At 64.3% G+C, this 19355-nt stretch carries 17 protein-coding genes and 1 pseudogene; 9 read left to right on the top strand and 9 right to left on the bottom strand.

Annotated elements, in window-relative coordinates; all coding sequences use genetic code 11:
* Nucleotides 1–29: 29 nt before the first annotated feature.
* The 4 genes from G6N08_RS16425 to G6N08_RS16410 all read right to left on the bottom strand — a co-directional run bounded on the left by G6N08_RS16425 (nucleotide 30) and on the right by G6N08_RS16410 (nucleotide 4526).
* Nucleotides 30–1466, bottom strand: coding sequence for a GuaB1 family IMP dehydrogenase-related protein (locus tag G6N08_RS16425; protein WP_163758996.1), 1437 nt, complete (start codon nucleotides 1464–1466; stop codon nucleotides 30–32).
* Nucleotides 1467–1558: 92 nt separating this feature from the next.
* Entirely contained in the window at nucleotides 1559–2995 is a 1437-nt protein-coding gene (gene gnd / locus G6N08_RS16420; protein WP_163760770.1) for an NADP-dependent phosphogluconate dehydrogenase, read from the bottom strand.
* Between the two features lie 149 nt (nucleotides 2996–3144).
* On the bottom strand, nucleotides 3145–4095 hold the full coding sequence (locus G6N08_RS16415) for a M56 family metallopeptidase (protein ID WP_163758994.1): 951 nt from the start codon (nucleotides 4093–4095) through the stop codon (nucleotides 3145–3147).
* A 14-nt stretch (nucleotides 4096–4109) separates the two neighbouring features.
* Entirely contained in the window at nucleotides 4110–4526 is a 417-nt protein-coding gene (locus G6N08_RS16410) for a BlaI/MecI/CopY family transcriptional regulator (RefSeq protein ID WP_163758992.1), read from the bottom strand.
* 397 nt (nucleotides 4527–4923) lie between these two features.
* On the opposite strand from G6N08_RS16410, the gene G6N08_RS16405 reads away from it, so the two are divergent.
* Nucleotides 4924–5337 carry a PaaI family thioesterase gene (locus G6N08_RS16405; RefSeq protein WP_163758990.1) on the top strand — a complete coding sequence of 138 codons (414 nt, stop codon included), beginning with the start codon at nucleotides 4924–4926 and terminating at the stop codon, nucleotides 5335–5337.
* On the opposite strand, the gene G6N08_RS16400 is transcribed toward G6N08_RS16405, so the two are convergent.
* The 3 genes and pseudogenes from G6N08_RS16400 to G6N08_RS16390 all read right to left on the bottom strand — a co-directional run bounded on the left by G6N08_RS16400 (nucleotide 5334) and on the right by G6N08_RS16390 (nucleotide 8488).
* A complete protein-coding gene (locus tag G6N08_RS16400) occupies nucleotides 5334–6716 on the bottom strand; it encodes an NAD(P)/FAD-dependent oxidoreductase (protein WP_163758988.1) in 1383 nt (460 codons plus the stop codon). The two genes, G6N08_RS16405 and G6N08_RS16400, sit on opposite strands and share 4 nt — an antisense overlap.
* Before the next feature lie 139 nt (nucleotides 6717–6855).
* Nucleotides 6856–7772 (bottom strand): annotated as a pseudogene (locus G6N08_RS16395) (LLM class F420-dependent oxidoreductase).
* A gap of 38 nt (nucleotides 7773–7810) precedes the next feature.
* On the bottom strand, nucleotides 7811–8488 hold the full coding sequence (locus G6N08_RS16390) for an SDR family oxidoreductase (protein ID WP_163758986.1): 678 nt from the start codon (nucleotides 8486–8488) through the stop codon (nucleotides 7811–7813).
* A gap of 366 nt (nucleotides 8489–8854) precedes the next feature.
* Here G6N08_RS16390 and G6N08_RS16385 point away from each other — a divergent pair, with 366 nt between their 5' ends.
* The 3 genes from G6N08_RS16385 to G6N08_RS16375 all read left to right on the top strand — a co-directional run bounded on the left by G6N08_RS16385 (nucleotide 8855) and on the right by G6N08_RS16375 (nucleotide 11596).
* Nucleotides 8855–9862 carry an alanine and proline-rich secreted protein Apa gene (locus G6N08_RS16385; protein WP_163758984.1) on the top strand — a complete coding sequence of 336 codons (1008 nt, stop codon included), beginning with the start codon at nucleotides 8855–8857 and terminating at the stop codon, nucleotides 9860–9862.
* A gap of 206 nt (nucleotides 9863–10068) precedes the next feature.
* Nucleotides 10069–10347 carry a GlsB/YeaQ/YmgE family stress response membrane protein gene (locus G6N08_RS16380; protein ID WP_163758982.1) on the top strand — a complete coding sequence of 93 codons (279 nt, stop codon included), beginning with the start codon at nucleotides 10069–10071 and terminating at the stop codon, nucleotides 10345–10347.
* A 220-nt stretch (nucleotides 10348–10567) separates the two neighbouring features.
* Nucleotides 10568–11596: a zinc-binding alcohol dehydrogenase family protein gene (locus tag G6N08_RS16375; RefSeq protein ID WP_174813304.1), complete on the top strand. Its 1029-nt coding sequence runs from the start codon at nucleotides 10568–10570 to the stop codon at nucleotides 11594–11596.
* A gap of 47 nt (nucleotides 11597–11643) precedes the next feature.
* Here G6N08_RS16375 and trxB read toward each other — a convergent pair whose 3' ends face one another.
* Entirely contained in the window at nucleotides 11644–12615 is a 972-nt protein-coding gene (gene trxB, locus G6N08_RS16370) for a thioredoxin-disulfide reductase (protein WP_163758979.1), read from the bottom strand.
* A gap of 380 nt (nucleotides 12616–12995) precedes the next feature.
* Between trxB and G6N08_RS16365 the strand changes: the two genes are divergently transcribed.
* Genes G6N08_RS16365 through G6N08_RS16355 form a run of 3 tightly spaced genes read left to right on the top strand, consistent with a single transcriptional unit; the run spans nucleotide 12996 to nucleotide 16116 of the window.
* Complete coding sequence (locus G6N08_RS16365) at nucleotides 12996–14663, top strand: nitrite/sulfite reductase (protein WP_163758977.1); 1668 nt, start codon at nucleotides 12996–12998, stop codon at nucleotides 14661–14663.
* On the top strand, nucleotides 14660–15403 hold the full coding sequence (locus G6N08_RS16360) for a phosphoadenylyl-sulfate reductase (protein ID WP_163758975.1): 744 nt from the start codon (nucleotides 14660–14662) through the stop codon (nucleotides 15401–15403). Before G6N08_RS16365 ends, G6N08_RS16360 begins: the two co-directional genes overlap by 4 nt.
* The gene (locus G6N08_RS16355) at nucleotides 15400–16116 is read left to right on the top strand and encodes a sirohydrochlorin chelatase (RefSeq protein WP_163758974.1); all 717 of its coding nucleotides are present in this window, start codon (nucleotides 15400–15402) and stop codon (nucleotides 16114–16116) included. The genes G6N08_RS16360 and G6N08_RS16355 overlap by 4 nt, the downstream gene beginning before the upstream one ends.
* A 48-nt stretch (nucleotides 16117–16164) precedes the next feature.
* On the opposite strand, the gene G6N08_RS16350 is transcribed toward G6N08_RS16355, so the two are convergent.
* Complete coding sequence (locus G6N08_RS16350) at nucleotides 16165–17115, bottom strand: LysR family transcriptional regulator (RefSeq protein ID WP_163758973.1); 951 nt, start codon at nucleotides 17113–17115, stop codon at nucleotides 16165–16167.
* Nucleotides 17116–17552: 437 nt separating this feature from the next.
* On the opposite strand from G6N08_RS16350, the gene G6N08_RS16345 reads away from it, so the two are divergent.
* Complete coding sequence (locus G6N08_RS16345) at nucleotides 17553–18920, top strand: FAD-dependent oxidoreductase (protein WP_163760766.1); 1368 nt, start codon at nucleotides 17553–17555, stop codon at nucleotides 18918–18920.
* A gap of 58 nt (nucleotides 18921–18978) precedes the next feature.
* Nucleotides 18979–19320, top strand: a complete 342-nt coding sequence (fdxA, locus tag G6N08_RS16340; protein ID WP_163758972.1) for a ferredoxin — start codon at nucleotides 18979–18981, stop codon at nucleotides 19318–19320.
* Nucleotides 19321–19355: the final 35 nt, after the last annotated feature.

Here is a 19355-nt window from a genome sequence, read left to right as displayed (position 1 = left end):
TCCGCACCGGCAAAGATCCCCGGTCCGGATCACCAACCGAACGGCAGCGGATGACCCTCGGCGAACCCCGCGGTCGACTGCACACCGATCACCGCGCGCTCGTGGAGTTCGCTCAGAGTCCGTGCACCGACATAGGTGCAGGCACTGCGCACCCCGGACGTGATGTGGTCGATCAGGTCTTCCACGCCGCCACGGTCGGGATCGAGCCCCATCCGCGAGGTCGAGATCCCCTCCTGGAACAAGGCTTTCCGGGCGCGCTCGTATGCGCTGTCGGTGGCGGTACGAGCGACCACCGCCCGCTTGGACGCCATCCCGTAGCTCTCCTTGTAGGGCTGGTCGTCACGATCTCGCATCAGGTCGCCCGGAGATTCGTAGGTGCCCGCGAACCAGGAGCCGATCATCACGTTCGAGGCCCCGGCCGCCAACGCCAAAGCCACGTCCCGCGGATGGCGTATCCCGCCATCTGCCCACACGTGTGCACCGAGTTCTCTTGCAGCGCTAGCGCATTCGACGACAGAAGAGAACTGTGGCCTTCCGACGCCGGTCATCATCCGGGTGGTGCACATCGCTCCGGGACCCACACCGACTTTGACGATCCCGGCACCGGCGCCGATCAGGTCTCGGGTGCCCTCAGCCGACACCACATTGCCCGCAGCCAGTGGCACCCCTAAATCCAGCGAGGACACCGCCTTGATCGCCTCCAGCGTCTTCACCTGGTGACCGTGCGCGGTGTCGATGACCAGCAGGTCAATACCTGCTTCCACCAGGGCCTGGGCCTTGGCAGCGACGTCACCGGTGATGCCGATGGCCGCGCCGATGCGCAACCGGCCGGCCCGGTCGAGCGCCGGGGTGTAGATACCGGCGCGGACAGCTCCGGTGCGGGTCAGCACCCCGGCGAGTGTGCCCTCCGCGGTGGTCAGCACTGCGACGTCGATCGGGGCGTGCTCGAGCAAGTCGAAAACCTGCCGCGGATCGGTGCCCATCGGTGCAGTCACGAAATCACTCACGGCGACATCGCGCACCCGGGTGAAGCGGTCCACACCCATACAGGACGCTTCGGTCACCAAGCCGATCGGGCGGCCTTCGAAGACCACCACCGCCGCACCGTGCGCGCGTTTGTGGATCAGCGCCATGGCATCTGAGACCGAATCATCAGGTGCCAACACCACCGGGGTGTCGGCGACCGCATCGCGGCTTTTGACGAACTCCACCGTCTGTTTCACCGCAGTGATCGGAAGGTCTTGCGGCAGGATCACGATTCCGCCACGGCGGGCCACGGTCTCCGCCATTCGCCGCCCGGCGACCGCGGTCATGTTGGCGACCACGATCGGGATGGTGGTGCCGGAGCCGTCATCCGTCGACAGATCGACGTCGAATCGCGACGCCACCTCGGAGCGGTTCGGCATGATGAACACGTCGTCGTATGTCAGGTCGTATCCGGGCCGGTGCCCGTCGAGAAACCTCATCGGTCTCGCATCGCCCCTCAATTGCCTGATGTCATTGTCGGGCTCCTCCTCGTCCTCGCGCCGTCACGCGGTGTGCGCTGCCGACGGATGCGCTAGGCCGGTACTTCGCTGCGATCGCCGCTCCACAAGGTGTGGAACTTGCCCGGTTCGTCGATGCGCCCATAGGTGTGGGCGCCAAAGAAGTCACGCTGGGCCTGGATGAGCGCCGCGGGCAACCGCTCGGTGCGCAACGCGTCGTAATACGACAACGCCGACGAGAAACCGGGAATCGGAATGCCCAGTTGCGTCGCTGTGGACACCACCCGCCGCCAGCTGTCGACCGCTGATTCCAGCGCACCACGGAAATAGGGTGCGACGATCAGGGTCGGCAGGTTCGGGTCGGTGTCAAAAGCCTCTTTGATCCGGTTGAGAAACTTGGCCCGGATAATGCAGCCGCCGCGCCAGATGGTCGCCAGGTCGCCGGGTTTGATGTTCCAGCCGTATTCGGCGCTGCCAGCCTGAATCTGGTTGAACCCCTGTGCATAGGCAACGATTTTTGAGGCGTACAAAGCCTGGCGGATATCCTCGGTGAACCGGGCGGGGTCACTGGGCGCGTCGGCGAGCTGCCCGGCGGCTAGACCGATGGCCGCTCGGCGTTGTGCCACCGAGCCAGACAGGGCGCGCGCAAACACCGCTTCGGCGATGCCGGTCACCGGGACACCCAGGTCGAGCGCGGATTTGACGGTCCAGCGTCCGGTGCCCTTCTGTTCGGCTTCGTCGCGGATGACGTCGACCAACGGTTTGCCGGTCTTGGCGTCGGGCTGGCGCAGGACCTCGGAGGTGATCTGCACCAGGTAGCTGTCCAGCTCACCGTTATTCCAGTCGGCGAATACGTCGGCGATCTGCGGGGCGGTCAAGTTCAGCCCATCGCGCAGCAGCTGGTAGGCCTCGCCGATCAGCTGCATGTCGGAGTACTCGATCCCGTTGTGCACCATCTTGACAAAATGTCCCGAGCCATCTGGACCGATGTGGGTGCAGCACGGCACCCCGTCGACGTGCGCAGAGATCGTCTCCAGCATGGGACCCAGGGCCTCGTAGGACTGCGCTGGACCACCCGGCATGATCGACGGCCCATTCAGCGCGCCCTCTTCGCCCCCCGAAATGCCGGCACCCACAAAGTGCAAGCCGCGCTGGGCCATTGCCTTTTCTCGGCGGATGGTGTCGGTGTACAGCGCATTGCCCCCGTCGATGATGATGTCGCCGGGGTCCATGGCGTCGGCGAGTTGGTTGATAACGGCATCAGTGGCCGCGCCGGCTTGGACCATGATCAGCACGCGACGTGGCTTTTCCAGTGCGGCAAGGAATTCCGGGATCGTTTCGCTGCGCACAAAGTTGCCCTCCGAGCCGTGCTCATCGAGCAGCGCATCGGTTTTGGTGACCGACCGGTTGTGCAGTGCCACGGTGTAGCCGTGCCGGGCGAAGTTGCGGGCGATGTTCGACCCCATCACAGCCAGGCCGGTAACCCCGATCTGGGCGGTCCCCGTTGTCATGTTGTGCGCTAACAAGCTCATCTTTTGCCTTTCGGTTGTTCGTCGCTGCCCGGAGGCTTTCGTCCCGCCTGTTCTTTCTTGCCTGGAGATGCCCGCAAAGCACTGTGGCACAGCAGGTTTCGGACATTCCCCAATGCTCTCTAAGTCCGTCAGGCGGTGAACAGCCGGTGTAGCTCGACCAGCCACGGCACAGCCAGTGCAACGGTGGGTACCACCAGCACAGCAGCCGCCGCCAGGTAGGCGGCCGCCGACAGTAACACGCTGTTTCCGCGGCCTGCCAGCCGACGTACCCGCAGCAGGGTAGTGGGCCCACCTGCGGCCAACGCGCCTGACGGCGCCGCCCCAGATGCGCAGGTGACCAATGCCCGGGCCAGCGGAGCGCGTCCCGCAGCCCGCACCGCAGCATCGTCGGCCAGCAGTTCGACGAGCAGTTGCACCGCATCCAGTGCGCTGGCGCTGCGGACCAGCCGGGGAAAGGCAGCGTGCACCGCGGTGAACGCTTCCAGCACAAGGTCGTGGCGGGCGCGCAGATGGGCGCGCTCGTGGCTCAGTATCGCGGCGATTTCGGCCTCGGTGAGGCTGCTCAGCGTTCCTTGGCTCACCACGACTCGGCTGCGCACCCCGGGCAGGCAGTAGGCCAGTGGCTGGGCCACCCCGAGCACCCGCAGGTCCCGGCTGCGGGCACAGCGCGAGAGAGGCACCTCGGCGTGACCGATCCCCACCAGGTCGACCAGCATGCGATGGTGGGCCCGCCGCCGACGGGTGCCAATGGCGACCCGCAGCACGGCGACCGCCAGCCGGGCGCCGATCAGCACGGTGAGCACCAAAACCCCTACGGAAAGCCCCCACAATGGGAAGCCGAGCCGCCCGATGCCACCGACGATGCTGGTTGTGGGCCGCCCGTCGGCACCGGGCATCAATAGCCTGCTCGCGATCGCGATACCGGCGCTGAACGCCGATAACACGGCTGCAACGGTGATCGCCTGCCACAGCACCACCGTGGCGCGCGGCGCGCGCAACGGCCACCTGGCTCGCGCCAGCAATGCCGGGGCCGGCCCGACCAGCAGCACCGCAAGGATGGTGAAGGCCAGCGCGGACACGCTGCCAGTGTCCCTCAGTCTCCGGACCGAGCGCCAGCCGGTGGGCTCTTGCGGTGGCCGGCTTCCAATTCGGCCAGCGCCCGCCGCAGTGCCGCCGCCTCGTCGGCGCCGACACGCTCGACAAAGTGCACCAGTGCGGCTTGTCTGCTGCCGGAGTCCTCAGCCTGATCCAGGGCATCGACCATCAGCCCGGCGACCAACTCGTCGCGACTATGCACGGGCGCATATCGGTGCGCCCGGTCATCGCGAATCTGCGAAACGAGATTTTTCTTCGCCAATCGCTGCAGCACAGTCATCACCGTCGTGTACGCCAGTTCACGTCGCTCCGACAAGGCTTCGTGAACCTGGCGGACGGTTTGGGGCTCCGGCGCGGACCACAAGTGGTCCATCACCGCGCGTTCCAGATCCCCCAGACGCGTCAGCTTGGCCATCGTTTCGTCTCCTGAGTAATGCCACCAGCATACGCCGGTTTACTACCGACTGTCGTATCAACGTTCTGCTAATACCCGGCTTGGGCTGACGCAGCCGGCGGATCGCCGGGTAAGGGCAATCACACCGCCGGCGGGTTGGCCCGAGCCATCGGTGTGACGGTTCTCACACCAGCAATCCGGATTGTGGCCACGCCACACTTGTGAAATTAGGGCAGGCTTGCCTATATTGGCGGGGCACGAGCGGAAAATGACCGCGGCGCGTCCTGAGGGCTGCAGTGACCCCCGGTCGATCCCACGGGCGGGCTCCGTGCGACAGGCATGGGGCCCGCCCCCGTGCGGCCCGCTCCCGTGCGGGAGGGTTGAGTGGTGATTGCGCCCGTGGTGTAGACACGAGGGCGTGTCACCGCTGCCGAACCCCCCTCTCCCACCCGACTTCACCGGACCGTTTGACAAAGAGCTTGGACTGGTCTTCACGGAGCTAAGCCCGGATCGGGCGCAGGCACAGCTTGAGATCCAGCCCAAGCTGCTTCAGCCGATGGGCATCGTGCATGGCGGCGTGTATTGCTCGATGATCGAGAGCATGGCCAGCGTCGCTGCCTACACATGGCTCAGCGCGCACGGTGGCGGCGCCGTCGTCGGCGTCAACAACAACACTGACTTTCTGCGTGCCATCAGCTCGGGCACGGTTTACGGAACCGCCACGCCGGTGCACCGCGGCCGACGCCAGCAGCTGTGGCTGGTCACTATCACCGATGCCGAGGATCGCATCGTGGCCCGCGGTCAGGTGCGTCTGCAAAACCTGACCGATTAGCTGGCCGCCCTGGCGGCTGCGCCATGGCGTGCCTCGGCGGCGAGCACCGCGAGCTGTTCGAGGCGGGTCCGGGCGAACGCCTGCTGCTCGGTGATCGTCAGCTGACCGCGCCGAGTGCTCAAAAAGGTCACGGTCCACGACAGCAGGGTGGTGATCTTCGTCTTGAAACCAATCAGGTAGGCCAGGTGCAGCACCAGCCACATCAGCCAGGCGATGAAACCGCTGAACTCCAGTGGGCCGATCTTGGCGACCGCGGAAAACCGCGACACCGTCGCCATCGATCCCTTGTCGAAGTATTGGAATGGCTCACGCTGAGCAGGGTCAGCGCCGGCAAGCTCGGCTTTGATCGTGTTCGCGACATATTTGCCGCCCTGGATAGCACCCTGCGCCACGCCGGGCACACCCTCCACGGCCGCCATGTCACCGATGACGAACACGTTCGGGTGTCCCGGGATGGAAAGGTCAGGCAGCACCTTGACCCGGCCGGCCCGGTCAAGTTCGACGCCCGACTGCTTGGCGAGGTCGGCACCCAGCGGGCTGGCCTCGACACCGGCCGACCAGACCTTACAGGCTGACTCGATGCGCCGGATGGTGCCGTCGGCGTCCTTCACGGTGATGCCGTCGCGGTCGACGTCGGTGACCATCGCGCCGAGTTGGATTTCCACACCCAGTTTCTGCAGCCGTGCCGCTGCCTTTTTACCGAGCTTTTCGCCCATCGGCGGCAGCACGGCCGGGGCGGCGTCGAGCAGGATCACTCGCGCTTTGGTCGGATCGATCTGGCGGAACGCGCCTTTGAGGGTGTACTCAGCCAATTCGGCAATCTGCCCGGCCATCTCCACCCCGGTTGGCCCGGCGCCGACCACAGTAAACGTCAGCAGCTTCTTGCGTCGTTCCGGGTCGCGGGACCGCTCGGCCTGCTCGAACGCGCTCAAGATCCGCCCGCGCAGCTCCAGCGCGTCGTCGATCGATTTCATCCCGGGGGCGAACTCGGCGAAGTGGTCATTGCCGAAGTAGGACTGGCCGGCGCCGGCGGCGACGATCAGACTGTCGTAAGGCGTCTCGTAGGTGTGACCCAGCAAATCCGAGATGACAATCCTGCGGGTCAGGTCGATATGGGTGACATCACCGAGTAGAACTTGAACATTGCGCTGTCTGCGCAAGACGACCCTCGTTGGGGGCGCGATTTCGCCTTCGGAGATGATGCCGGTCGCCACCTGGTACAACAAGGGCTGGAATAGGTGGTGGGTAGTACGGGCGATCAATTTGATGTCAACGTCGGCCCTTTTGAGCTTCTTGGCCGCATTCAGCCCGCCGAATCCGGATCCGATGATGACAACCTGGTGTCGACGCTGGGCAGTGGCTTCCGGATGGGCACTCATAGGTTGTGGGTTGCCTCCTCGACGGCTCCTGCGGTCCCTGTACACCGTAGTCACCCGGACCGGCAACAGCCCAGTTCGGTGCCTGTGTGTTCAGCCACAACCGGCCGTCACCCGCCCCGCCCGGCACGCCCCCGCATGTCTAGCAACCCAGCAAGGGACGCAGCGCCGCGCCGGCAGCGGCCACCACACCAGGCGTATAGGTGGGCATGTTGATGATTACGCCGTCGATTCCCGCGTCAAACACCGTGGTTTTGATCTGCTCGGCGACCGATTCGGCACTGCCCACTACCACGGAGTGGGTCAGCTCAGCGGGAATCTGGTCGGCAGTCATGCGCTCATCGATTATCACCGTGGTCAACGTACTGGTTTCCAGTGTGGCCGGGTCGCGGCCGACTTCTTCGCAACACCGCTGCACGACGGCGACTTTGTGGGGCAACTCGTGGAACCCCGCGATGATATTGAGGTGATCGAAGTGCCGGGCGGCCAGCGGGAACGTCTTCTTTTCCCCCGCCCGCCGATCAACAGCGGAATGTGAGCCCGAAAGCGCGGCTCCGCCATCGCCTCCCGCACGTGATACCAGGTGCCCGAGAAGGTGGGGCGCTCACCTTTGATCATCGGCACGATGATCTGCAGGGCTTCCTCCAGCCGGTGGAATCGGTCGGTGAAGGTACCGAACTCAAAACCCAGCTGCTCGTGCTCCAGCTCGAACCAGCCCGTGCCGATGCCTAAAATGGCCCGCCCGGCGCTCACCACGTCGAGGGTGGTGATGATCTTGGCCAGCAGAGCCGGGTTGCGGTAAGTATTACCGGTTACCAGTGCGCCCAGGTTGATTCGTTCCGTGGCCGTGGCTAATGCGCCCAAAGTAGTGTAGGCCTCCAGCATCGGCTGATCTGGCGAACCCAGCAACGGTAGTTGGTAGAAGTGATCCATCACGAAAACCGCATCGAAACCGGCGGCTTCGGCTTCGCGGGCCTGGGCGATAACCGTGGGGAAGAGCTGTTCGACGCCGGTACCGTACGAGAAGTTGGGGATCTGTAGCCCGAGCCTGATAGTCATGCAGCGTACGGTAGCTGGCGAGCACCGCCGGTGCGGCGCTATCGCAGATGAGCCAGCGCGCCTTGACTGACATGCAACATCTGTCCTGAGATATGCCGGGCCGCAGGGGACATCAGAAACAATGCCAGCCGGGAGATCTCAGCGGCGAGCGGCGGTGGGGTACCGGTGAGTCCCTCGTAACCGGGCTGCGCGCTGCGTCCGCACGCGACCGCGTTGACAGTGATTCCGCGGGTTCCGAAAATGTCTGCCTGACCGGCGATCCAGTTTGCCAACGCCGCCTTGACCGCCGCCTCGGCGCTGCCCGCCCGCGGGTTTTCGGGCACCACGGCGACGATGGAGCCGCCCGAACGCAGGTGATCACCCACCGCCTGCACGGTCAGCACCGCCGACAGCACCGTGGTATCGAGTGCCTGACGCCAGGCGGTGGCCAGATCCGCCAGCGAGTAGGTGCGCGGGTCGGCGGCGTCGCAGCGCCGCGCCGGCACGGTCACGATGGTGTCGAGGTGATGCGGGAAAAGGCTACGGGCCTCGGTGAGGCTTGTGGGGTCGGTGTTGTCGCAGACGATCGCGTCGGCGTCGAGTTCTTTGGCAGCGATCTCGAGATCGCCGCGGCACGCGCCCAGCAGTGTCACAGTATGGCCCGCATCGCGACAGGCTTCGGCAACTGTGCGCCCCAGCTCGGTATCACCGCCAGTGACCAGCACGTCCACTGCCATGACCTCCTCGTCGTCGGCGCTCAACCCGGGCCAGAGGCCGGACCACCCTTTCGTCGGCTCAAGACTTCTGCCGATGTTACTCGACAGTAGCCAGCGGTGTAACCACGGCCTGAGACGACTCGCGCAGCATTTCCATAACTATTTGGAACGGTGTGCCTGTCGTGCGTCGCAGGTGCGGGTGTCAGCGCGGAAACACCGCGTCACCACCCACGACCGGCCACGACCGGTGCCAGGAGGCCGACCATCACCGGCACAGTTGAGAACTATGCGCCGGTGAACCACACGCGCGCAGCACCCTCGCACGGCCAATCACATCTTCAGCAAGCCACACTTGCGTCACGGCTGTAACACGGTAGGTTCTTCGCCATGGACCGGGTGGACCCCAATCCGACGCACCGGAACGGCCGCTGGATGACCTTGGCGCTCGCCGTGGTGAGCGGTGCTGGCGGTATCACGATTGCGTTGCCGGCAACTGCCGCGAACGCGGATCCGCCACCTCCACCGCCGGGTAGCACGGCGCCGGCCCCGCCGCCGGCCGGCACCAACACCAACACGGCACCAGACGCCGCGCCGGGTCCGGCTGATCCCAATGCGCCTGCAGCGCCGGCTGGCCCGAACGCGGTACCACCGCCGGTTGACCCGAACGCACCCGAAGCCGGTCGCGTTACCAACGCCGCCGGCGGATTCAGCTATGTCATCCCCACCGGCTGGGTGGAATCCGACGCTACCCACCTCGACTACGGATCTGCACTGTTGAGCAAGGAGATCGGTCCGGCCGCGCCAGGGCAACCGCCGCCCGTTGCCAACGACACCCGTATCGTGCTGGGCCGGCTGGACCAGAAGCTGTATGCCAGCGCCGAACCCGACAACGCGAAAGCCGCGACCCGGTTGGCCTCGGACATGGGGGAGTTTTTCATGCCATACCCGGGCACACGGATCAATCAGGAAACGACACCGCTGAAGGCCAACGGCATGACGGGCAGTGCGTCCTACTACGAGGTCAAGTTCAGCGACACCAGCAAACCGAATGGCCAAATCTGGACCGGTGTGATCGGCACGACAGCACCCAACGCTGCCACCAGCTCGCCACCCCAGCGCTGGTTTGTGGTCTACCTGGGCACAGCTAACGACCCGGTGGATAAATCCGTGGCCACCACGTTGGCCGAATCCATCCGCCCCTGGACACCACCACCCGCTCCGCCGGCCCCTGCCGCTCCGCCGGCCCCCGGCGCTCCGCCGCCGGTGCCCGCACCTGCCGCTCCGCCGGCCCCTGCCGCTCCGCCGGCCCCCGGCGCTCCGCCGCCGGTGCCCGCACCTGCCGGGGAACAAGCTCCAGGCACCGCACCGGTCCCGCAGACGACGCGAGCGGCCTGACCGGGCGTTCTGTGCTGGTCAGCGCTTTGCCCGCTGGGGCAGGCCCGCAATCGGACCGTCCCTCACGGTCCTGATCCGGCGGCGCGGATTTTGCGCCGATGCGCTACCGATTTTGTTTTCCCTCTCGGATTGCTTATTGTCCATTTACTGTTAAGCCGCCGCGTTATCCTGGCCACCAGCCGACAAGATCGTCAAAGGAGCTGGCCGTGGTCTGGCACATCATCTGGATAATTATTCTTGGTCTTATCATCGGTTGGGTTGCGCGCTTTATCGTGCCTGGTACGCCACGCATGGGTTGGCTCGCGACAGCGCTGCTGGGCATTGCTGGCAGTTATGTCGGAGGCACGCTTGGGAGTGTGGTTTTCGCGCCACACCAGTTCACGATTACTCCCCCGATCAAGCACTCGTTCTTAGGAGCGCTGATCGGCGCTGTGATCTTGTTATTGATCTACCGGCTTGTCAGGGGACGCGCGTCCAGAACCTAACCGCGAGAACGCCGGTGCGTGCACCCGATCACGGCACCGGATTCACGGCAAACACATCAATTGTGTATTAATTGTGCGATCACAAGCCAATACGGCTATCGCCGAGTGCTTTTGACCAAGCCCGCTCACCGATGACGAGCAGTCGGTTGTGACGTGCGCACATATGCCTCTCCGCACTGACCGGGTGTGCATGGGCATATCGCGGTGCACTATTAAGGACATGACGGTGAGGTCGGCGAAAACGACGATGAGTGCCTGGCAGGTCCGTCAGCCCGGGCCGATGAGCAGTCATCCACTCGAGCAGGTGATCACCAAAGTGCCGCGTCCGGGGCCTTCTGAACTGCTTGTCGCAGTGCATGCGTGCGGGGTCTGCCGCACCGACCTGCATGTTACCGAGGGTGACCTGCCCGTGCACCGCGAGCGAGTGATACCCGGACATGAGGTGGTGGGGGAGGTCGTTGAGGTCGGCGCCGGTGTAGGCGACGAGTTTGCCGTGGGCGACCGGGTTGGCATCGCCTGGCTGCGGCACACCTGTGGTGTGTGCAAGTACTGTCAACGCGGTGACGAGAATCTCTGCCCCGAGTCCCGGTACACCGGTTGGGACGCCGACGGTGGGTATGCTGAATTTACCACTGTACCTGCAGCTTTCGCGCACCGATTGCCAAGCGGCTACACCGAAAGCGAACTGGCGCCGTTGCTGTGCGCCGGAATTATCGGTTTCCGTTCCCTGCTGCGCGCACAACTGCCGCCCGGTGGCCGACTGGGTGTCTACGGGTTCGGCGGCAGCGCTCATATCACCGCGCAGGTTGCTTTGGCGCAGGGAGCAGAACTCCACGTGATGACGCGTGGGGCCGCGGCACGGGAACTGGCGTTGCAACTCGGCGCCGCGTCAGCCCAAGGTGCCACCGATCCGCCACCCGTGCCCCTGGACGCCGCAATTCTGTTCGCCCCGGTCGGCGATCTGGTGCTGCCCGCACTGGAAGCTCTCGACCGCGGCGGCACGTTGGCGATCGCCGGTATCCACCTCACCGATATTCCGCAGCTGAACTACCAGCGACATCTGTTTCAGGAACGCCAGATCCGATCGGTCACGTCAAACACGCGCGCCGATGCACGCGCCTTCCTTGACTTTGTCAGCCAGCATCACATCACGGTGACCACACCGGAATATCCGATGGGACAAGCCGATCAAGCGTTGGCTGATTTGTCAGCCGGCCGTATCGCCGGAGCGGCGGTGCTGCGGATGTGACCAATCCGGCAGCACTCACTGCCCGGAATGCGTCGAGCACGGTGTGGTCATCGCTGTGCCCCACTCACGGTGTCGGCAGGTATGTGTGCGTGTTCGGCCAGCCAGCGTTCGGCGTCGATGGCGGCGGCGCAACCGCTGCCGGCGGCGGTGACGGCCTGCCGGTAGGTGCGGTCCACCAGGTCGCCGGCGGCGAACACACCGTCGAGGGAAGTGTGGGTGGTGCGTCCCTGGACCAGCACGTAGCCGTCGGGGTCTAAGTCGATGATGCCGCGCACCAGCTGTGAGCGCGGCTCGTGACCGATGGCGATGAACACTCCGCTGACTGCCAGCGTGGTGTGGGCACCGGTGCGGGTATCACGCAACTGCAATCCGGTCACACGGGTATCACCGTGCACGGCGAGCACCACATGGTTGGTCATAAACCGAATCGTGTCGTTGTGGCGGGCGCGATCCAGCATGATTTTCGACGCCCGGAACTGCTCACGGCGATGCACGATGGTGACGCTGCGGGCAAACCGGGTCAAAAACAGCGCCTCTTCCATCGCCGAATCCCCACCGCCGATCACCGCGACATCTTGATCACGAAAGAAAAACCCGTCACAGGTGGCACACGAACTAACCCCGCGGCCCAAAAACTCCTGCTCACCAGGCACATCCAAATACCGCGCCGCCGCGCCCATCGCTAAAATCACCGCCCGCGCCTGATAACGGCCCTCGGCAGTCACCACCGATTTCACCGGCCCCTGCAGCGAGACCTCCTCCACATCTTCCATCCGTAAATCCGCACCAAACCGCAGCGCCTGCTCGCGCATCTCCTCCATCAACTGCGGCCCGGTGATCCCCTCCCGAAACCCCGGATAGTTCTCCACCTCCGTCGTGGTCATCAGCGCACCACCAAACGACGTCCCCTCAAACACCAGCGGCGCCAACTGCGCACGCGCCGCATACAACGCCGCCGTATACCCAGCCGGACCAGAACCCACAACAATCACATCACGAACAGCAGGGGCGCCAACCATACAAGCCTCTCCGCCACAACATTCACCAGCGATGGCATCCGCCAGCCGATGATTATTCGGTCACTGTGATGACAGGCTAAGACACAATGACAAAACTAATCCAAGCCGGCGATATCTCGGCAGAAAGATCACACAAGGAAATGTTGTGACCCCACAACATCCCGACACCTACTACCGCAGTCGCGGGCAGTGAACCATCGAGAATGTGAACTCGCCGAACCACGCGAAGCAATGCCAACGATCGGCGTGCCGCTGGCTGGGCACTTCTGACTTCGATGTTGTGGGCTTGCCCACATGTGCCGGCAAGCGGTCGCCGTTACTGGGAGGCACCTTCCGCTGATGGGTGCTACTCGGCGACCGTCGCTAAGGAGGATTGCGACATGAGCGCACCGCGACCCACCAAAACTCGCAGTGAAGGCCAGTGGGCCCTCGGTGAGCGCGAGCCGCTTAATGACAACGAGAAGTTCAAGCAGGATGATGCGCCGCTGAATGTCCGGGACCGCATCATCAACGTCTACGCCAAGCAGGGTTTCGATAGCATCGACAAAACGGATTTACGTGGGCGCTTCCGCTGGATGGGTCTCTACACCCAGCGCGAGCAGGGTTATGACGGCACCTGGACCGGTGACGAACACATCGACACCATCGAGGCCCGTTACTTTATGATGCGGGTCCGCTCCGATGGTAAGCCGATGTCGGTGGCGACACTGCGGACACTGGGGGAGATCTCAACCGAGTTCGCCCGTGACACCGCCGATATCGGTGACCGGGAGAACGTGCAGTTCCACTGGATTGAGATCGAAAACGTTCCCGAGATCTGGCGGCGTCTGGCCGCGGTTGGTTTGCAAACGACTGAGGCCTGCGGTGACTGCCCGCGCGCTATCCACGGTTCACCGCTTGCCGGCGAATCACTCCAGGAGGTGCTCGACCCTTCGCCAGCGATCGAGGAGATCCTGCGGCGCTTTTTGGGCAATCCTGAGTATGCGAACTTGCCCCGCAAGTACAAAACGGCGATATCGGGTCTGCAGGACGTCTCTCATGAGACCCATGACGTCGCGTTTATCGGCGTCAATCATCCCGAGCACGGCCCCGGGATGGACCTGTGGGTCGGTGGTGGCCTGTCGACAAATCCGATGCTCGCCCAGCGGGTTGGCGCGTGGGTGCCGCTCGAGGAGGTGCCCGACGTCTGGGAAGCTGTGACGAAAATATTCCGTGATTACGGTTACCGGCGACTGCGCTCCAAAGCCCGGCTGAAGTTTTTGGTCAAAGACTGGGGTATCGAGAAATTCCGGGAAGTCCTGGAAACGGAGTATCTCGGCCGCCGGCTCATCGACGGCCCGGCTCCCGAACCGATCACGCACCCGATCGACCATGTCGGGGTTCAGCGACTGAAAAACGGGCTCAACGCGGTCGGTGTGGCCCCCATTGCCGGACGAGTGTCGGGAACCATTCTGTCCGCGGTGGCCGACCTCATGGAGCGGGCCGGATCGGATCGGGCGCGGTTCACTCCGTATCAAAAGCTGGTCATTTTGGACGTTCCCGACGACAAACTCGACGAGATGGTGGCCGGCCTTGATGCGCTGGGGTTGCCGTCGCGGCCGTCGCATTGGCGTCGGAATCTCATGGCCTGCACCGGGATCGAGTTCTGCAAGCTGTCGTTCGCCGAAACTCGCGTGCGCGCCCAGACACTGGTGCCCGAACTGGAGCGCCGCCTCGACGACATCAACGCCCAACTCGATGTGCCGATCACCGTGCACGTCAACGGATGCCCAAACTCCTGTGCCCGAATCCAGGTGGCCGACATTGGCTTCAAGGGTCAGATGGTTGACGACGGTGAAGGTGGTTCAGTCGAGGGTTTCCAGGTGCACCTGGGCGGTGGCCTTGGAGTGGACAGTGGTTTCGGCCGGAAACTGCGCCATCACAAAGTGCTCAGCCACGAGCTTGGTGATTACATCGACCGGGTAGTGCGCAACTTTCTCAAACACCGCAATGAGGGAGAACGGTTCGCGCAGTGGGCGATGCGAGCAGACGAAGCAGAACTACGATGACCCGGGAGTCGAACAAATTGACCGAAGCGGAACTACGCGAACTGGCAGAACGCGGTGCAGCGGAGCTTGAAGGGGCGAGCGCCACTGACATACTGCGCTGGACCGACGAGCATTTCGGTGGTGTCGAGGGACCCCGCGGGTGGGCGACATGTAACTGGGTAGTGGCCTCTAACATGCAAGACGCCGTACTGCTGTCGCTGGCGTCCAAAGTGCGCCCCGGTGTGCCGGTGGTCTTCCTCGACACCGGCTACCACTTCCCGGAAACGATCGGCACCCGTGACGCAGCCGAGGCTGTCTACGACATCCATCTGCTCAATATCACGCCTGAGCATACGGTGGCCGAGCAAGACGAACTGCTCGGCAAGGACCTGTTCGCCCGTGATCCCAACGAGTGCTGCCGGCTGCGCAAAGTCGTCCCGCTGGCTAAAGCCCTTCGCGGCTACTCCGCATGGGTGACCGGGCTGCGTCGGTGCGAGGCGCCCACCCGCGCTAACGCGCCGCTGGTCAGCTTCGACGACAAATTCCACCTGGTGAAGGTCAACCCCCTTGCGACGTGGACCGACCAGGATATGGCCGATTACATCGCCGAAAATAATGTGCTGGTCAATCCGCTTGTCGACGAAGGTTATCCGTCGATCGGCTGCGCTCCGTGCACGGCTAAACCGGCGACGGGCGCCGATCCGCGAAGCGGGCGCTGGCAAGGTCAGGCGAAGACCGAATGCGGGTTGCACGCCCCGTGAACACCCTTGTGCTCACTGCGCACGGCAGCAAGGATCCGAGGTCTGCGGCCAACGTCCGCGCCGTGGCCAGTCGGCTCAAATCAATGCGGCCCGGGCTCGACGTGCGGATCGCGTTCCTCGAACAAAATTCACCACGCTTAGCGGACGTGCTGGCCGGGCTTCCGGATCCGCACCGGGCTGTTGTCACCCCCTTGCTCCTGGCCAGCGCCTACCATGCCCGGGTCGACATTCCACAACACATGGCACGTGCCGGGGTGGCCGGTCTGCGGCAGGCCAGCGTGCTGGGCGAAGACGATCGGCTGGTGGTGGTGCTGCGTGAACGGCTGGCCGGGTTGGGCGTGACGGCGCACGACCGAGGATTGGGTGTGCTCGTGGTCGCCACCGGCTCGTCGGACGGCGCAGTGAATGCGCGCACCGCGACGGTGGCAGCCCGCCTTGCGGCAGGAACGCGGTGGGCCGGTGCGACGATGGCGTTCGCCACCGGGCCTCAGCCCTCGGTCGCAGAGGGAGTGAACCAGTTGCGGCGGCGCGGCGCCCGCCGTCTCGTTATCGCACCGTGGTTCCTGGCACCAGGACGCATTACCGACCGGGTGTTGAGCTACGCACACGACACCGGGATCGCCATGGCTCAACCGCTCGGCGCGCACCGACTGGTCGCCGAGACCGTGCTGGACCGCTTCGCACAGGCCTCGGTTGACCAAGCCGCGGCGTGACCCACGCCATCACGCTGCATGCACGATCTCTCATCGGCCCGGATGACGCTATTTGCGGGCTGCCGGGGTGCGGGTCCTGATGTGGCTGAGTAGATCTCGTATTGCACCCGCCGGCGGCGTGCGCCCACCAACCCAGATGGCCCGCAACTGCCGCCGCAGGTTTAACTCCGGGACGCTAACGGCCCGCAGCCGACCGATCGCCAGATCATCGGCGACTGCCAGCCGGCTCATCACGGCCGGTCCCGCGCCGGCGAGGACAGCGGCGCGCATAGCAGCAGCTGACGTCAATTCGAGTACAGGGGGTGCTTGACGCATATCGCTGCCCAGCACCTGGCGTAAGGCCACTGTGAGTGAATCGCGTATACCTGAGCGGGGTTCACGGGTGACCAGCGGTGTTTGCGCGAGTTCAGCGGCGCTGACCACCCGTGCCCGCCGAGCCCATTTGTGGTCCGGCGGCACGACGATCACCAGTTCGTCGTGTGCCACGACGCAGCTGCCTAATCCCTTTGGCGAGCCGGGATTTTCGACAAAACCTAAGTCCGCTGTGCCATCGCGTACCGCGGCGATAGCGTGGTCACTGTTGGTCGCGGTGAGAATGACCTCGGGGACAGCGCTGCCCCGCTGTGCAGCCGCGGCGTGCAACGACACAAGCCAGTGAGGCATCAGTTGTTCAGCGATCGTCTGGCTGGCCGCGACCCTGATGCGCTGGCGACTTTCGGCCCGCAGCGACCCCAAGCCGGCATCGACCTCGCGGGCAACTTCAACCAGGCGGGCGGCCCACTCGGCGACAAGGACACCCGCAGGGGTCAGCGTAGAGCCCCGCGTCGTCCGGACAGCCAGGCGGACCCCGAGCTGGGCCTCCATCGAGGCCAGCCGTGCCGATACAGCTTGTTGGGTCAATCCCAACTCGCGGGCGGCGCCGCCCAAACTACCTGTCTTGGCGATTGCCAGAAACATTTCGAACAAGGCAAGTTCGGGCATGCGAGCGCTGAGTGCCATACTTGCTCAAGTCACAAATCAACCTTGTGTGCAGTGCACCAGTTTCACACTCTCATCATAAAGGGTGCTGCCGTCAGCCCGATGACTGCCCAGTCGTGCCGCGACCCCATTACAGCGACAAATATGCCGTTGCGGGTGACAACAGGTCAGCTTCACAGCTGATGTGCAGCACACTCCCATGCGCCCCGAAGTTTCTGCTAGCCGTTGAGAGCAGGCGCCGTCCATACGATCCGTGCGTCCTACCACAAGACGACCACACAAGGGATTCTTGTGACTCCACAAGCTCTACGCCTCTACTGCAAACCCAGCACACCGACAACTATCGGACGTATGCCCGGTCCACCCAGCGAAACACCGGCGCACAGGTCGCGCCGGCGCGTTCGCGGCGTGTATCAAACCGAACACCAGACTGGTCAGCGCCACAGGAGGCGGTGAGTATGCGTCCGTACTACGTTGCGATTGTCGGTTCCGGGCCGTCGGGGTTTTTCGCGGCGGCGTCGTTGTTGAAGGCCGCCGATTCCGGTGGGTTCGACGTTGCGGTGGACATGCTGGAGATGCTGCCTACGCCATGGGGGCTGGTGCGTTCCGGGGTAGCGCCGGATCACCCGAAGATCAAGTCGATCAGCGCACAGTTTGAAAAGACCGCCGCGGATCGGCGTTTTCGTTTTTTCGGCAATGTGGTAGTGGGCAAGCATGTCCAGCCCGCCGAGCTGGCTGAGCGCTATGACGCGGTTATTTATGCCGTCGGCGCGCAGTCTGATCGCGCACTCAATATTCCCGGCGAGGATCTGCCGGGCAGTATCGCGGCAGTGGATTTTGTCGGGTGGTACAACGCGCACCCGCATTTTGTGCACATGGCGCCGGATTTGTCCGGGGGCAGGGCAGTGGTGGTCGGCAATGGCAATGTGGCCCTCGATGTGGCACGCATCCTGGTGACCGATCCTCAGGTGCTCGCCGGCACCGATATCGCCGATCACGCATTGGCCGCGCTGCGGACCCGCGGCATCGAGGAGGTACTGATCATCGGGCGGCGCGGCCCCTTGCAGACCGCGTTTACCACCTTGGAGCTGCGGGAACTGGGCGAGTTGGACGGGGTCGATGTGGTCGTCGATCCCGCGCAGCTGGAGGGCATCAGTGACGACGACGCCGCGGCGGCGGGCAAAACCGCCAAACAGAACATCAAGGTGCTGCGCGACTACGCGGCCCGGACACCCAGCCCCGGCCATCGACGTATCGTCTTCCGGTTTTTCACCTCCCCAATCGAGATCAAAGGTAACGGCAAAGTCGAGCGCATCGTGCTGGGCCGCAACGAGCTGGTCACCGACCATAGCGGGCGTGTGGTGGCCAAAGACACCGGCGCACGTGAAGAGCTCCCGGCCCAGCTGGTGGTGCGTTCCGTGGGCTACCGCGGCGTGCCCACCCCGGGGCTGCCGTTCGATGAGAAAACCGCCACCATCCCCAACCTCAACGGTCGCATCGCCGGCAGCCGCAATGAGTATGTCGTCGGCTGGATCAAACGCGGTCCGACCGGTGTGATCGGCACCAACAAAAAAGACTCCCAAGACACCGTCGACACCCTGCTGGACGACCTGGCCGCTGCCAAAGACTCCGCGCACCTCGCTAACTTCCCGCTCGATCACCCCGAGGAGCTCGCCCACTGGCTGGCCACCCGACAACCCCAACTGGTCACCACCGACCACTGGCAGGTCATTGACCGCCACGAACGCCAAGCCGGCCAACCGCACGGCCGGCCACGAATCAAACTGGCCACCCTGGAGGAACTACTCCGAGTCGCTCACGGCTGATCGCCGCCCGCGAACAGGCTGTGCCGGCTCCCGGATCGCTGCACGAAAGGAGATGCTGATGACCTACGTGATTACCGAACCCTGTGTCGACGTCAAAGACAAGACCTGCATCGATGAATGCCCAGTCGATTGCATCTACGAGGGCGCCCGGATGCTCTACATCCATCCTGATGAATGCGTCGACTGCGGTGCCTGCGAGCCGGTCTGCCCGGTCGAGGCCATTTACTACGAAGACGATCTGCCCGAGCAGTGGGGTGAGTACACCCAGATCAACGCCGACTTTTTCGCCGAGCTCGGCTCACCCGGCGGCGCGTCGAAAGTCGGACTCACCGAGAATGACCCGCCGGCGGTCAAAAACCTGCCGAGCAGAGCGGAAGATCCAGCCGCCCCCGGTGTGTGACGACCGGCAGCACCTTCGGTGCGCGTAGCCGGGGT

The sequence above is a fragment of the Mycobacterium botniense genome (assembly GCF_010723305.1).
GTDB lineage: Bacteria > Actinomycetota > Actinomycetes > Mycobacteriales > Mycobacteriaceae > Mycobacterium > Mycobacterium botniense.
The sequence above is the reverse complement of the archived record's forward strand: the minus strand, read 5'-3'. Positions and strand labels throughout refer to the sequence as shown.

Excerpts from the sequence above, each read along its gene's own strand:
- G6N08_RS16345 (WP_163760766.1), top strand. The coding sequence starts at position 17,553 with ATGCGTCCGTACTACGTTGCGATTGTCGGTTCCGGGCCGTCGGGGTTT.
- G6N08_RS16385 (WP_163758984.1), top strand. The coding sequence starts at position 8,855 with ATGGACCGGGTGGACCCCAATCCGACGCACCGGAACGGCCGCTGGATG.
- trxB (WP_163758979.1), bottom strand. The coding sequence starts at position 12,615 with ATGGTTGGCGCCCCTGCTGTTCGTGATGTGATTGTTGTGGGTTCTGGT.
- G6N08_RS16425 (WP_163758996.1), bottom strand. The coding sequence starts at position 1,466 with ATGAGGTTTCTCGACGGGCACCGGCCCGGATACGACCTGACATACGAC.
- G6N08_RS16390 (WP_163758986.1), bottom strand. The coding sequence starts at position 8,488 with ATGGCAGTGGACGTGCTGGTCACTGGCGGTGATACCGAGCTGGGGCGC.
- G6N08_RS16410 (WP_163758992.1), bottom strand. The coding sequence starts at position 4,526 with ATGGCCAAGCTGACGCGTCTGGGGGATCTGGAACGCGCGGTGATGGAC.
- G6N08_RS16365 (WP_163758977.1), top strand. The coding sequence starts at position 12,996 with ATGAGCGCACCGCGACCCACCAAAACTCGCAGTGAAGGCCAGTGGGCC.
- G6N08_RS16350 (WP_163758973.1), bottom strand. The coding sequence starts at position 17,115 with ATGGCACTCAGCGCTCGCATGCCCGAACTTGCCTTGTTCGAAATGTTT.
- gnd (WP_163760770.1), bottom strand. The coding sequence starts at position 2,995 with ATGACAACGGGGACCGCCCAGATCGGGGTTACCGGCCTGGCTGTGATG.
- G6N08_RS16375 (WP_174813304.1), top strand. The coding sequence starts at position 10,568 with ATGACGGTGAGGTCGGCGAAAACGACGATGAGTGCCTGGCAGGTCCGT.
- G6N08_RS16360 (WP_163758975.1), top strand. The coding sequence starts at position 14,660 with ATGACCCGGGAGTCGAACAAATTGACCGAAGCGGAACTACGCGAACTG.
- fdxA (WP_163758972.1), top strand. The coding sequence starts at position 18,979 with ATGACCTACGTGATTACCGAACCCTGTGTCGACGTCAAAGACAAGACC.
- G6N08_RS16400 (WP_163758988.1), bottom strand. The coding sequence starts at position 6,716 with ATGAGTGCCCATCCGGAAGCCACTGCCCAGCGTCGACACCAGGTTGTC.